General features: G+C 69.2%; 12 protein-coding genes and 1 other RNA gene. 7 read left to right on the forward strand and 6 right to left on the reverse strand.

The window, feature by feature from the left end; translation table 11 throughout:
• Positions 1 to 5 precede the first annotated feature (5 nt).
• Positions 6 to 1,391 carry an amino acid permease gene (locus tag ABT324_RS05440; RefSeq protein WP_351172047.1) on the reverse strand — a complete coding sequence of 462 codons (1,386 nt, stop codon included), beginning with the start codon at positions 1,389 to 1,391 and terminating at the stop codon, positions 6 to 8.
• A gap of 181 nt (positions 1,392 to 1,572) precedes the next feature.
• Between ABT324_RS05440 and ABT324_RS05445 the strand changes: the two genes are divergently transcribed.
• Positions 1,573 to 2,271 (forward strand): TetR/AcrR family transcriptional regulator, encoded by a 699-nt coding sequence (locus tag ABT324_RS05445; RefSeq protein ID WP_351172050.1) that lies wholly within the window; start codon positions 1,573 to 1,575, stop codon positions 2,269 to 2,271.
• Between the two features lie 444 nt (positions 2,272 to 2,715).
• Here the strand turns inward: ABT324_RS05445 and ABT324_RS05450 are convergent, their stop codons facing one another.
• Positions 2,716 to 4,362 (reverse strand): amidohydrolase, encoded by a 1,647-nt coding sequence (locus tag ABT324_RS05450; protein WP_351172053.1) that lies wholly within the window; start codon positions 4,360 to 4,362, stop codon positions 2,716 to 2,718.
• 120 nt (positions 4,363 to 4,482) lie between these two features.
• Between ABT324_RS05450 and ABT324_RS05455 the strand changes: the two genes are divergently transcribed.
• The 3 genes from ABT324_RS05455 to ABT324_RS05465 are packed head-to-tail and all read left to right on the forward strand — an operon-like array spanning position 4,483 to position 7,162.
• The gene (locus tag ABT324_RS05455) at positions 4,483 to 4,875 is read left to right on the forward strand and encodes an acyl-CoA thioesterase (protein WP_351172056.1); all 393 of its coding nucleotides are present in this window, start codon (positions 4,483 to 4,485) and stop codon (positions 4,873 to 4,875) included.
• A 23-nt stretch (positions 4,876 to 4,898) separates the two neighbouring features.
• Positions 4,899 to 5,636 carry an enoyl-CoA hydratase/isomerase family protein gene (locus tag ABT324_RS05460; RefSeq protein WP_351172059.1) on the forward strand — a complete coding sequence of 246 codons (738 nt, stop codon included), beginning with the start codon at positions 4,899 to 4,901 and terminating at the stop codon, positions 5,634 to 5,636.
• On the forward strand, positions 5,633 to 7,162 hold the full coding sequence (locus tag ABT324_RS05465; protein ID WP_351172062.1) for an AMP-binding protein: 1,530 nt from the start codon (positions 5,633 to 5,635) through the stop codon (positions 7,160 to 7,162). The genes ABT324_RS05460 and ABT324_RS05465 overlap by 4 nt, the downstream gene beginning before the upstream one ends.
• Before the next feature lie 6 nt (positions 7,163 to 7,168).
• On the opposite strand, the gene ABT324_RS05470 is transcribed toward ABT324_RS05465, so the two are convergent.
• On the reverse strand, positions 7,169 to 7,981 hold the full coding sequence (locus ABT324_RS05470; protein WP_502949699.1) for a DUF899 family protein: 813 nt from the start codon (positions 7,979 to 7,981) through the stop codon (positions 7,169 to 7,171).
• A gap of 305 nt (positions 7,982 to 8,286) precedes the next feature.
• Here ABT324_RS05470 and ABT324_RS05475 point away from each other — a divergent pair, with 305 nt between their 5' ends.
• The 3 genes from ABT324_RS05475 to ABT324_RS05485 are packed head-to-tail and all read left to right on the forward strand — an operon-like array spanning position 8,287 to position 11,360.
• Positions 8,287 to 9,228: a ParA family protein gene (locus ABT324_RS05475; RefSeq protein WP_351172309.1), complete on the forward strand. Its 942-nt coding sequence runs from the start codon at positions 8,287 to 8,289 to the stop codon at positions 9,226 to 9,228.
• On the forward strand, positions 9,228 to 9,953 hold the full coding sequence (locus ABT324_RS05480) for a hypothetical protein (protein WP_351172068.1): 726 nt from the start codon (positions 9,228 to 9,230) through the stop codon (positions 9,951 to 9,953). The genes ABT324_RS05475 and ABT324_RS05480 overlap by 1 nt, the downstream gene beginning before the upstream one ends.
• A 6-nt stretch (positions 9,954 to 9,959) precedes the next feature.
• Positions 9,960 to 11,360, forward strand: coding sequence for a CBS domain-containing anti-phage protein (locus ABT324_RS05485; RefSeq protein WP_351172071.1), 1,401 nt, complete (start codon positions 9,960 to 9,962; stop codon positions 11,358 to 11,360).
• A gap of 538 nt (positions 11,361 to 11,898) precedes the next feature.
• On the opposite strand, the gene ssrA is transcribed toward ABT324_RS05485, so the two are convergent.
• The 3 genes from ssrA to smpB form a co-directional block, all read right to left on the reverse strand.
• Positions 11,899 to 12,269: a transfer-messenger RNA gene (gene ssrA, locus ABT324_RS05490) on the reverse strand.
• 83 nt (positions 12,270 to 12,352) lie between these two features.
• Positions 12,353 to 13,255, reverse strand: coding sequence for an amidohydrolase family protein (locus ABT324_RS05495; protein WP_351172074.1), 903 nt, complete (start codon positions 13,253 to 13,255; stop codon positions 12,353 to 12,355).
• Complete coding sequence (gene smpB / locus ABT324_RS05500; RefSeq protein WP_351172077.1) at positions 13,252 to 13,728, reverse strand: SsrA-binding protein SmpB; 477 nt, start codon at positions 13,726 to 13,728, stop codon at positions 13,252 to 13,254. Before smpB ends, ABT324_RS05495 begins: the two co-directional genes overlap by 4 nt.
• Positions 13,729 to 13,762: the final 34 nt, after the last annotated feature.

The following is a 13,762-nucleotide window of genomic DNA, read 5'->3' on the forward strand; positions in this document are numbered from 1 at the left end:
GACAGTCAGCGCCGCCGCTGCCGCAGCAGCCCGACGGTCACGGCGACCGCGGCCACGGACAGCGTCAGGAACAGCGAGTGCCGGGTGGACGGATCGGCGACCATGAGCGCGAGGAACGCCACCAGGGCGACGACCACCAGCCACGACAGGTACGGGTAGCCCCACATCCGCACCGGCAGGTGTTGACCGGCGCGCTCCGCGCGGGCCCGGCCGCGCAGCTGGGTGACCGCGATGGTCAGGTAGAGCAGGACGATCACCGACCCGCTGGAGTCCACCAGGAAGTCGAAGATCGCCGTGGTGCTGACGAAGTAGTTCGCCCCGACGGTCGTCAGCCCCGCCAGCGACACCACGAGCACCGCCGGGACCGGGACCCCGGCGCTGTTGGACCGGGCCAGCACCCGCGGCCCCTCGCCGTTGGAGGCGAGCGCGAACAGCATCCGGGACGCGGTGTAGATGCCCGAGTTGAGGCAGGACAGCACCGCGACGAGGACCACCAGGTCCATGATCAGCCCGGCGTGCGGGATCCCCAACCGGTTCAGCACCGCCGAGTACGGGCTCTCGGTGATCCCGGCGTCGTCGTAGGGCAGCAGCGTGGCGATCACCGCGATCGAACCGATGTAGAAGACCAGGATGCGCACCATCGTGGTGCGCACGGCCCGGCGCACCGCCTCCGCCGGGCGCACCGCCTCACCGGCCGCGATCGTGACGACCTCGGCGCCGCTGAACGCGAAGGACACCACGAGCAGCGCGGGCAGCACCGCGTACCAGCCGTTGGGCGCGAACCCGCCGTGCTCGAACAGGTTCGCCCCACCGGGCGCGGGCACACCGGGCAGCAGGCCGAAGATCGCCAGCAGGCCGAGCCCGATGAACGCGACGATCGCGACCACCTTGATCAGCGCGAACCAGAACTCCACCTCGCCGAAGGCGCGCACCGCCGCCAGGTTCGAGCCGGTCAGCACCAGCATGAACACCAGCGCGGCGGCCCAGTCCGGCACCGCTGGCACGAGCCCGTGCAGCAGCGCGCCCCCGATGACGGCTTCCACGCCGACGGTGACGCTCCACGAGTAGGCGTAGAGCCAGCCGATGGCCAACCCCGCCCAGCTGCCCAGCTCGCGCGAGGCGTAGGTGGCGAAGGAGCCGGTCCTCGGCGCGGCGACGGAGAGCTCGGCGAGCATCCGCATGATCAGGACGACCAGCAGACCGGCGACCGCGTAGGCCACCAGCGCCGCGGGCCCGGCCTTGTTGATGACGGCACCGCTGCCGACGAACAGCCCGGCACCGATCACGCCGCCGATCGCGATCATGCTCATCTGCCGGTCCCGCAGCGCTGGTCGCAGGCCGCGCTCACCGGTCGACTGGGCCGTGGGAGCGGATGTCGACTGATCGTTCATCTTGCCTCCAAGATGCCTCAACCGATCGATCGATCGAGAGATCCATGCACGATAGGTGCCGGAAATCAGGAGGTCAATAGCGGACTCGCGGCCCGAACTCGAAGTGCGCGCCCCGCCGCCGGTACCGTGGCGGGTGCTCGAATCGATCAGTCGACCGGTATTCCAGGGGGAGCGCGGAGCGATGAGCGCACGAGGACGCTCGGGGGACGACACGCAGCAGCAGGTGTGGGAGGCGGCCGTCCGGCTGTTCGCCGCGCAGGGCTTCCACGGCACCGGCATCCGCGAACTCGCCGACGCCGCGCAGCTCTCCCCGGCGACCCTCTACCACTACATGGGCACCAAGCAGGACCTGCTGTTCTCGATCATGCGGACCTGCCTGGACCGCCTGGTGTTGGCGGCCGAACGGGTGGCCGCGGACGCCGCCCAGCCGCAGGCGGTCATCGCCAGCCTGGTCCACGTCCACGTGCTCACGCACGCGCTGCACCGCGACGAGACGACGGTGGTGGACAACGAGCTCGGGGTCCTCGACGCCGAGCGCCGGGCGACGGTCGTGCAGATCCGCGACCGCTACGAGGAGTTCTGGCGCCGCGCGGTCGCGGACGGCTGCGAGCGCGGCGCCTTCGCGGTCCCCGACCAGCGCTTCGCCCGCATGGCGGTCCTGGAGATGTGCTCCGGCGTGGCCAAGTGGTACTCCCCCGAAGGCGAGGAGGATCTGGACGCGATCGCCACGGCCCACGCGCAACTGGCGCTGCAACTCCTCGGCGTCCCAGCCCCCCGCCTCGCCGCGACAGCCCTCCCCGAAGCGGCCGACGTCCACGGCCTGGTCGAGGAGATCTGGCACATCCAACTACCGTCCATGCGCGCCCGAACCCCCCGCTGACCACCCCACCCCCGTGATTCCGATGGCAACCGCACATCGGATCCCAATGAGGTGATCCCACCGGACCCGCACAGGCGAGTCGCCGGATGATTCACAGTTTCAACTGAAACTGTAACCCCTGGTGAGCGCCGAAACCGCTTCCACCAGCACCCAACGCCGATCGCGGGCGCTGATGAAGGGCGCCCTTCTCCGGCTGGCCGGTGAAGGGTGCCTCCACTTCGGGCGCGCAAGAGTGGTGACGCGTCGCCGGAGGGGCGGGGGACGGTTACAGTTTCAATTGAAACTGTAACCACCGGTGTGTCGGGCCCCGACACACCGGTGATGCGTCGGGCGCCCTCACTGAGATCACCGCATTGGACTCGCGGGAGGCCGTCGGGCAGCGGCAGCGTGGAGCCGTCCTCGGTGCACCGTCCACAGGTCCAGTTGGAACTGTGGTCCCGCACCTCAGCCGGACAGGCCCATCCGGTCGTGCTTGACCTCGCCGCCGACGACGGTGGCCGTGACCTCGATGTCCTTGATCGCTCGGGGGTCGACGCGGGTGAGGTCGTCGGAAAGCACCGTGAAGTCCGCGAGCATGCCGCGCGCGAGCCGCCCCTTGCGGTGCTCCTGGTGGTCGGCGTACGCCGAACCGCGGGTGTAGGCGCGGAGGGCTTGCAGCGGGGTCAGCCGTTCGTCGGCGTTCAGCACCTGCCCGGCCGCGGTTTCCCGGTTGACCAACGCGTGGATCCCCCGCAGCGGGGCGCCTTCCACGACCGGGCAGTCCGAGCTGCCCGGCACTTCGACGCCCGCGCGCAGGAAGCTGAGCTGCCGGTAGGCGAGCCGCGCCCGGTCCGCGCCGAGCGCGGCGATGATCCCGTCCCCGAGCTCGTCGACGAACTTGGCCTGCGGCACCGGGACCACGCCCAGCCGGGCGATCTCGGCGATCTGGGCGACGCTGGTCACCCCGCAGTGCTCGATCCGGTGCCGAGCGTTGGCGCGGGGCAGCTGCCGCTGGGCCCGGGCGTAGGCGTCCAGGACCAGCTGCACGGCCGCGTCGCCGATGGCGTGCGTGGCGATCTGCCAACCCGCCCGGTGCGCCCGCAGGATCTGCTCGCGCAGCCGCTCCGGTTCGTCCTGGGTGAACCCGCGGTTGCCCGTGGCGTCGGCGTAGTCGCAGCACATCGAGGCTGTCCGGCCGATCAGCGACCCGTCGGAGAACAGCTTGACCGCGCCGACGCGCAGGGTGTCATCGCCCAGTCCGGTGCGCAGCCCCAGGTCGAGCCCGAAGCCAGCGGACCCCGGTTCGCCGTCGATGTCGTGTAGCGCGGCCATCTCCGGCATCACGGTGGCGCGCACGCCGAGCAGGCCGCGCTCCCGCGCGACGAGGAAGGCGTGCAGGTCGGCTGGACCGTTGCCGGTGAGCCGTCCGGCGATGCCGGGCTCGGTGATGCTGGTCAGCCCCTCGGCCAGGGCGGCCTGCGAGCCGAGTTCGATGGCGCGCACGTAGTCCTCGACCGGTTGCGGCCGGATCAGCCCGTAGACCAGGGCCTGCGCCTGCTCGGTGAGCAGCCCGGTGGGCGCGCCGGTGGCGTCGCGCTCGACCGTGCCGCCCGGGACGTCGGGCAGGTCGCGGGGATCGGCGAACCCCATGAGCCGGATCGCCGCGGTGTTGACCACGCCCATGTGCGCGGAGTTGTGCGCGAGCCACACCGGCCGACCGCCGGTCAGCGCGTCCAGCTCCTGCCGGGTCGGGTGCGCGCCACCGAGGCGGTTCTGGTCGTAGCCGTGGCCGCGCACCCAAGCATCCTCCGGCAACCGCTCGGCGTGCTCGCGCACTGCGGCGTGCAGCGCGTCCATGCTGGTCACCGCGCTCGGGCGCAGGTCGAGCTGGGTGAGTCGCTGCCCGCGCATGCTCAGGTGGTGGTGGGCGTCGTGGAAGCCCGGGACCACGGGTGCGCCGCCGAGGTCGATCACCTCGGCGGCGGTGCAGCCATCGAGGTCGTCGTCCAGGCCGACGAGCACACCGCCGAGCACGCCCATCCTGCGCGCGGTGGGCCGCTCGGGGTCCAGGGTCGTGATGTCGCCGTGGGTGAACAGGACGTCCAGGTGCATGAGTGATCCTTCGACTGCCGGTGCAGGCGGTGGGCCGGGACGGCTCTTGCGCCCCGGACGACCGCGACCCTACTCTGTCGATCGATCGATCGAACACCTCAGTCCGGGGGCGAACCGCAAATGATCGACTTCTGGTCGCCGGTCCACTTCGACGAACTGGACCCCAACGGCCACCTGCACAACGCGCGCTTCGCACTGCACGTCGAACGCGCCCAGACCGCGGCGTTCGCGGCAGCCGGATTCGACACCGCGGCCGTGCTGGACCGGCACCCCGACCTGCACTACGTGGTGCGCCGGTTCGAGATCGAGTTCCACTCCCCCGTTGACGAAGTCGGAAACCTGCTGGTGTCGCTGCACCTGGCCAAGCTCGGCCGGACCAGCGCGACCTGGACGTTCCGCTGCGGCCCGGCCGAGGCGCCGAACGCCACCGGGACGCGCACGATCGTCAAGGTCGACGCCGCGGGCCGACCACAGCCCTGGTCCCCGCGGATGTCCGAGCAGCACCAGGGATGAGCACCAGCCCCGAGGAGGCAAGCATGTCCGCACCCCAGACCGGGTCGCTGGTCGAAACCGAGTTCACCGACGACATCGGCGTGATCCGGCTGAACCGACCGAAGTCCCTGAACGCGGTGAACACCGCGCTGGTGGAGCAGCTGGTCGACGCGTTCGACGCCGTGCGCGCGGCGCGGGCCGTGCTGCTCACCGGTCGCGGCCGCACGTTCTGCGCCGGTCACGACCTGAAGGCACCGCCCGAGGACCCCGCGACCGTGCGGGCCCGGCTGGACCGCATCCAGGACGTCACGCGCCGGATCCGCAGCTGCCCGGCACCGGTGATCGCGGTGGTGCAGGGCCACGCCATCGGCGCGGGCGCGGAGTTCGCCCTGGGCTGCGACCTGGTGCTCGCCGCCGAGGACGCGCAGTTCCGCTTCCCGGAGGTGGGCCTCGGGCTCAGCGCCACCGGCGGGCTGTCGGCGCTGCTGCCGAGGCTGGTCGGCCCGATCCGGGCGAAGGAGCTGGTGATGTTCGGCGAACCCCTCGATGCCGCGGCCGCGCACCGACTCGGCTTGGTCAACCGGGTCCTGCCCGCCGACGAGCTGCTGCCGACCGCGATGAGCTGGGCACGGCGGCTGGCCGACCTCCCCCCGGCACCGCTGGCGATGGCCAAGGAGGGCATCGACGCCAGCACCGACCGGGAGCTGGAATCGGCGCTGTCGCTGGAGGTCCGGCACGCGATCCGCACCGACGAGCTGAGCACCGCAAGGAGCGACCGATGAGCGAGCAGTCCCTGGCCGACCTCGTCCGCCGGGCCGCCGAACAGTGGCCGCAGCGGGTGGCGTGGACGTTCGACGCGCTCGACCAGGAACTCACCTTCGCCGACGTCGACCGGCGCAGCGACGCCTTCGCCGCGCTGCTCGCCGAGCACGGGGTCACCGCGGGCGACCGCGTGGCGGTGATGCTGGACAACCGGCCGGAGTTCCCGCTCGCGTGGCTGGGCGCGGCCAAGCTGGGCGCGGCGGTGGTCCCGGTCAACGTCCGCTACCAGGACTACGACGCCAAGCACGTGCTCGCCCACTCCGGCGCACGCGTCGTGCTGACCTCTGCGGAGCACACCGACCTGCTCGGCCGGATCAGGAGTTCCACGTCGCTGCAGCACGTCCTGGACGTCGACGCGGTCCCGACCCCCAGCTCACCAGCGCCGGAGTGCCCCGCACCAGTACCCGAGACGGTCGCCAACATCCAGTACACGTCGGGCACCACCGGCGCCCCGAAGGGGTGCGTGCTGCCCCACCGCTACTGGGTTTCGCTGGCCACCGGGCTGGTCGAGGGCTTCCCGCGGATCAGCGACCAGGACACGATCCTGACCGCACAGCCGTTCCACTACGTCGATCCGCAGTGGAACACCGCGCTCGGCCTGGCCTCCGGCGCGCGGCTGGTGGTGCTGGACCGCTTCCACCCCACCACGTTCTGGTCCAAGGTCCACGAGCACCAGGTCACCTGGCTCTACTGCCTCGGGCTGATGCCGAAGCTGCTGCTGGACATGCCGCCGTCGCCGCACGATCGGGACCACCGCGTCCGCGCGATCAGCGCGTCGGCGATCCCACCTGACCTGCACGCGGCGCTGGAGGAGCGCTGGGGCGTCCCGTGGTTCGAGGCCTTCGGCATGACCGAGACCGGCAGCGACATCCGGATGACGCCCGCGGACCACGACGACACCGTGGGGACCGGCTGCCTCGGCCGAGCCATCGCCGGGCGGGAGGTCGCGATCCTCGACACCACCGGTGCACCGCTGCCCCGGGGCGAGACCGGTGAGCTGGCGATCCGGGGCGTCGGCCTGATGCACGGCTACTTCCGCGACGCGGAGGCCACCGAGCGCGCGTTCCGCTCCGGCTGGTTCCACACCGGAGACCTGGCCAGGATGGACGAGCGCGGCCGCATCTACTACGCGGGCCGCACCAAGGACATGATCCGCCGCAGCGGTGAGAACATCACCGCGGGCGAGGTGGAACGGGTCCTGCAGCTGCACCCCGCGGTCGACGTGGCCGCGGTCCTCCCCGAACCGGACGACCTGCGCGGCGAGGAGGTGCACGCGGTCCTGGTCCTCCGGGAGGACTGCACCCCGGACGACCTGGCGGAATTCTGCGGGCAACAGCTGGCGTACTTCAAGGTCCCCCGCTACTGGACCTTCCGAACCGCGGTGCCCCTGACCCCCTCGGAACGCGTGGCCAAGGCAGCCCTGCGCACCGAGCTGGCAGCGGACCGGCCACCCCGCTACGACCGCAAGACCCAGCAGTGGAGCTGACTCCCCTCAGTGGCACTCCCCCTGCCGCCCGAGGGTTTCCTCGGGAGTCACGCCGGGGCGGGTCCACTGCGGCACGGGGCGGCTGGTCGGCCCCCAGGTGGCGTTCCCGTCCACGTCCGTGCGCCAGTACCAGCAGATCGGCGCCCCACGCCCGCCGAGCGGCGAACCCACCTGGGGCGCCTCGGGCCACCCCTCGGGGTTGTCCTCCCACGCCTCCCGACGGCCGTAGGGCGTCATGTCGAGCAACCCGAAGAAGGGGCTGGCCACCTCGTTGCCGCGACTGGTCGTGGAGTAGGTGAGGAACGTCCGGTCCCCGTCGCGCAGGAAGCAGGTGAGGTACCCCATGCTCCCCCCAACGGGCTCGTCCAACCCCCGCACCGAGTACCAGGGCTGGGTGTACCCCATGAACTCGAGGTACGGAGCGACCTCGTCCCACGGCCCCTCGGTCAGGATGGCGAACGAAACGCCCCGGGCGTTGAGGTAGGCGGAGTCCCGCAGGTGCCAAGCGGTGGTGGTGCACCCCTCGCACTGCCCCTGGTGCGGCGCCCCGTCGTGCCACATGTGCTTGTAGACGACGAGCTCCTCCCGCCCCTGGAACAACTCCAGGAACGCAACGGCCCCATCGGCCCCGACGACCTCAACGGTCCCGTCGAACTCAACCATCGGCAACCGCCGCCGAGCAGCGGCAATGGCATCCCCCTCCCGAGTGTGGGCCTTCTCCCGAGCCAAGAGCTCATCCCGAGCAACCTGCCAAGCCCCCATGTCCACCACAACAGGCCGCCCCGCTCCATCACCAGAAGTGCTCAAGACACCCTCCACCGTCCAAGTACTGGAACCTGCACCAGAAACAGACAAGCCGCCCGCCCAGAACTAGTCGCCAACCCCGAAAGGATCCGGCTCCCGCTGCGGTGGTCCTGCTCAGCCGCAGCTCGCTTTGACCAGTTCGCCAATCAAGGACGATTGGATGCGGCAAACGGGTTATCGCGCTGCGTACGTTCGTGTCGATGCAGCCCCTCTTCGGTTGCCTTCGGCACACGGCTTCTGCAAGGGTCGTCGAGCCGAGATCGATGATCAATCCCGAGGTTTGCTCGCCGTCCCGGCGGGCGCGCGAGCGTGGGGGATCCATGCGGGTTGTGGCCGTGATGAACTACAAGGGCGGCGTGGGAAAGACGACCCTCACCGCGAACCTGGGCGCGGTCGCCGCCAGCCGCGGCCTACGCGTGCTCCTCATCGACCTCGATCCGCAAACGAATTTGACCTTCTCCTTCTTCTCGATCGATGAGTGGCACGACCGGATCAAGGACGATCACACGATCAAGCAGTGGTACGACGGTGAAATGCCAGGCCGGGACGTCCCGCTGGCGGACTTGGTCCTCACCCCGGAGCCGGTCAACAGGGCGCTCAACAACGCTGCGGGCAGGCTTGACGTGATCTGCTCCCATCTGGGACTGATCGACATCGATCTCGAGCTCGCCGCCCGGCTCGGTGGGACCACCACCCTGGCCGGATCGAAGCGGAAGTTCCTCGACCTGCACAGCTGCCTTCGGCACGCACTGCGCGACACCCGTTTCAGCGAGTACGACCTGGTGCTCATCGACTGCGCGCCGAACTTCGGCCTGGTGACCAAGACCGCGATCGTGGCCAGCGAGCAGATCCTCGTACCAGCCAAGGCGGACTACCTCTCCACGCTGGGCTTGGACTACCTCGTGGGCAACTGCGATGGCTTGGTCCAGCAGTTCAACGAGTTTGTCAACCACAAGGGCGGGATCGGCGACCACCGCCCGATCAACCCCAGCGTCCTCGGCGTGGTGTTCACCATGGTGCAGATCTACTCGCAGCAGGTGACCGCTGCTCAGCACGCCTACATCCAAGAGGTCCAGTTGAACTCGCGAGTACCCGTGCTGAAGAGCAGCGTTCGCAACAGCCCTCGCCACTTCGGTTCCTCAGGGGAGAGCGGTGTCCCCGCAATGCTGCGCGCCAGCAGCAAGGACGAAGTCGTGAAGGAATTCAACCAACTGGTCGACGAGGTTCTGAGCTCGCTCGCGATTTCCCCAGGAGATGACTGATGAACCCGCTGAGGAGCTTCGCGGCCTTGCAGGCCCGGGTCTACCAGTTCCTGGAAGAGCAGGACGAGCGCACCCTGCGAGCGATTTCCGACGGAACAGCTCGGTTGACCGTTGTTCACGGCGACAACACACCTGCCGTCCCCGCACGCGCAGACGCCCGCACCCCTTCCCCGCGTGGGACGGCTGCTCCCGGAACTCCTCTCCACGCCCCTTCGTCGGCTCTCCAGCACCTCTCAGGACTGACGTCGGCAGATGAACGCCGGACCTACCTGAACACAGCCGGGTTCACGGTGAAGAAGCTGCGGGAAGCAGCAAAGCTGCGCGGTCTGACCGGGTACAGCAGACTCACCCGGGAAGAGCTCGTGGATCTCCTCGTCCGCCACATCTCGGAGCAGGCAGCAAGTACAACGTCCTCGCATCCCACCGACGACTCCGAACCCGTCGCCCACGACGCTCCTCCACCGCCCCCGACTCCCTCAACCGGTGCGCCGCCCCCTGACGTCGACGCGGCAGCCATCGCCTTGCGACTTCGCGAGACGGACACCGTTGAGCAGGGCGACGCCTACCTCGATTCCCTGCACCTCGCCCGGGGTGGTCTGCTCGCGGTCGCAGCCGAGTTGCAGCTCACCCGCGTGGACCGCTTGAGCCAGAAGGAGCTGAAGCGAAGGGTGCTCCAACAAGCGATCGGTGCTCGTCGCAAGTTCGCCGGCCTGCGGAAGTGGTGAGCTCCGATGTCTGAGCAGGCGCCGGCGAAGAACGGTGGTCGCTCGATGTACCTGATCGGCGGTCGCCGGGTCACGGTGTCGGACCTGCTGGACGCGGGTCTGATTGAAGCTGGCACGAAGCTGAAGTTCGCTCGGAGCCGCATCGGTGTCACCTTCTACGCCACAGTGACCGACAACGGGCGCATCCGACTCGAACCCAGCGGCGAGGAGTTCCGTTCGCCCTCACGAGCAGCCATGGTCGCAGCAGGTATGCGGGCTGTTGACGGCTGGCGGGCTTGGCTGGTGGTCGGTCAGGAGCGGCTGCTGGACGCGGTCCGCCAGCAATTGCTCGACCAAGCTGTGTCGAAAGCGGCTGCCGAAGCTCCCCAGCAGGACGAGGACACAGCACGCCAGCGCGTGCATGAACGATTGCGCCAAGCGCGCAGCCGTGCCGATGCTCGCAACCCCGACCGCATCACCGTCCGCGAACTCCTCCGGTTCTGGGGAGCGGAGGAACGTGGTGATCAGGTCAGTCAGATCGAAGCGGACCTGGCGAACCACGGGTTGGTGACGCGGCCCAGCTTCCGAGCAGTGACGCTCGACTCGGTGGTTTCGTTGACCATTCCCCCCGACGACGGGGAAGGGGCGGGGGCAGCGCAGGAGACCGAGGCCGGTGACCTCCAAGTCGTCGAGAACGACGAGGGGGACGACGACCTGAACGTCCGCCTCACAGTGGGGAACCTGTCACCTCTCAATGGCGTGGAGTCCGTCGGCCCCAACAGCACTCTCGAAGAAGCGACCACGAAGATGCTTCTCAACGACTTCTCCCAACTCGCCGTCCTCAGCGGGCCACGCAACTTGCGCGGCGCCGTGACGTGGCGCTCGATCGCGCAAGCGCTTCAGCAGAAAGCTGCCGCGAGCGTTGCCGACGCGATCAGCCCGCACGTGGAGGTCGTGCCCTACGATCGCGACCTCTTCGAAGTCCTACCCGTTCTGCAGCAGCGCGACTTCGTCTTCGTCCTGGACCACAGCAAGGCGATCAAGGGAATCGTCACGACAGCGGATGTGGCACATCACTTCGGCGCGATGGCCACTCCCTACTTCCAGCTGGGCGAGCTGGATCAGACGCTCCGCTGGATCCTGCGCCGCACCTTCCACATCGAAGCCGTCCAGTCCCTCTGCGCCAGGCCGGTCGCCAGCTTCGACAAGCTCTCGATGGGCGACTACCAGCGCATCCTGGAGAACAAGGACTTCTGGGGGAAGTTGGGTTGGCCACTGGACCGGTCATCCTTCATCGCCCGCCTGGAGGAGATCCGGCACATCCGCAACAAGGTCATGCACTTCCACCCTGACCCGGTACCCGCAGACGCCGTCGAAAAGCTGCGAAGGTTCACCAACCTACTGCACCAGTACCGCGACCAAGCCTGACAGAAAAGGCGAGAACCCCCGCACCGTGGGGGCCCGCGGGGGCTCGGCCCCCGCGACAAACACCCCGAAACGAAAAAAGGCGAGTGCCCAAACCACGAACACCCGCCACCAACCAACCCCACGACAGACCGCAACCACCCGACCCCGCACCACCAAGACACCCACACCAAAGCTGGTCCACGAGCAGGCCGACAACACCACCCACGCAAGGAGCCAACGAAACACAACCCCCGCACCGTGGGGGCCCGCGGGGGCTCGGCCCCCGCGACAAACACCCCGAAACGAGAAAAGGCGAGTGCCCAAACCACGAACACCCGCCACCAACCAACCCCACGACAGACCGCAACCACCCGACCCCGCACCACCAAGACACCCACACCAAAGCTGGTCCACGAGCAGGCCGACAACACCACCCACGCAAGGAGCCAACGAAACACAACCCCCGCACCGTGGGGGCCCGCGGGGGCTCGGCCCCCGCGACAAACACCCCGAAACGAGAAAAGGCGAGTGCCCAAAGCACGAGCACTCGCCACCCATCTCGTGGAGGTGCCGGGAATCGAACCCGGGTCCTCCGTCGCCTCACCGAGACTTCTCCGTGCGCAGTTCGCTATGCCTCTACTCGGCTCCACCGGTCACGCGAACCAGCCGGTGTGACGAGCCCAGTCGCTGTTCGATGTCCCACCAGGCCCCGCGACCGGGCCTGGCGGTGAGAGCCTCCTAGCTGATGCCGGATTCCGGGTCGGAGGCTGTCCCGGTCCGACAGAGTCGCTCCTCGCTCAGGCGGCGAGGGCGAACTCGCGCTGACTCTTGTCGGCGCTTATTGGTTTGCAGCGACGCTTGCGGTGGTCTCCTGCCTGCACCGGCACGCTTCCCTCGGATCAACGTACGGAGTCGAAACCGTTCACCCCCTTGCTCCCGGCTCGACCTTCGAACCGGTGTACCCCAGCATAACGCGTGCCGTCCCGGCGATCATTCCCATATCCCTGGAACGATCACGACGAGCCGTCCAGCAGGCGCACCGGGGTGTCGTGCAGCACCGCTCGCAGGAACTCCGACCCCAGCCGGTCGTCGGCCGCCGCCCACCCCGCGATCGCCGCCAGCTGCTCGGCGTACGGGTACGGGATGTTCGGGAAGTCGGTTCCCAGCACCACCCGGTCGGCGTGCTCGGCCAGCCGGGCCGACCAGTCCGCGGGCAGCGCCGCGAAGTTCTCGCTGAACGCGACCCCGACCATGGTGGTGTCGATGTGCACGCCCGGGTACTTGCCCACCAGGTCCAACGCGGCGCCGTGGTCGGGCATTCCGGCGTGCGCCAGCACCGCGACCAGCGCGGGGTGGCGGCGCAGCACCTCCTCGAACACGTCCAGACCGGTGTACGGGCCCGGACGCGGTCGGTGGCCGCAGTGCACGACGACCGGCACCCCGGCCTCGGCGAGCAGCCCCCACGCCGGGTCGAGCAGGTCGTCGCGCGGGTCGAAGGCGCCGACCTGGACGTGCACCTTCACGCACCGGGCGCCCGCGTCGAGCGCCTTGGTGAGATAGGTGGTGACCTCGGGCTCCGGGAAGATCGTCGCCGTCGGCACCGCGCCCGGGGTGCGCCGACCGAAGTCCACCGCCCAGTCCGTCAGCCACTCCGCCATGCCCGGCTTGTGCGCGTATACCAGCGGGGCGAACGTCGTCACGCCGAGCTCGCGCAGCACCCGCAAGCGCTCTTCCTCGGGATGCCGGTAGAAGATCGGCCACTCCACGCCGTAGTGCGCGCCAGCCTGGTCGAAGTAGGCCCACACCTTGCGCAGCACGCGCTCGGGCAGGAAGTGGGTGTGGATGTCGACCAGGCCGGGCAGCCCCAGGTCGGCCAGCCAGGCCGGGACCTCGGCGTCGCTGCTCGGCGCCGTCAACGCATGCCCTTGCGGGCTCGGCCGATGGCGCGCTGCATCTCCCGCTGGGCGTCCCGCTTGGCCAGGTCCTGCCGCTTGTCGTGGGCCTTCTTGCCGCGGGCCAGCGCGAGCTCGACCTTCGCCCGGCCGTCGCTGAAGTACAGCGACATCGGGATCAGGCTCAACCCGCTCTCCTTGATCTTGCCGACCAGCCGGATGATCTCGTGCTTGTGCAGCAGCAGCTTGCGGGAACGACGCGGCTCGTGGTTGGTCCACGTCCCCTCGGTGTACTCGGGGATGTGCACGTTGCGCAGCCAGACTTCACCGTCGTCGACGGTGGCGAAGCCGTCGACCAGCTGGGCCTTGCCCTGCCGGAGGCTCTTCACCTCGGTGCCGGTCAGCGCGATGCCGGCCTCGTAGGTGTCCAGCACCGCCCAGTCGTGCCGCGCCCTGCGGTTCTGCGCGATGACCTTGCGGCCGCGTTCCTTCACCATGTCATCAACTCTAGCTGCCGTGTCACCCGGGTTT

The organism is Saccharopolyspora sp. NPDC000359 (assembly GCF_040300525.1).
Taxonomy (GTDB): Bacteria; Actinomycetota; Actinomycetes; order Mycobacteriales; family Pseudonocardiaceae; genus Saccharopolyspora.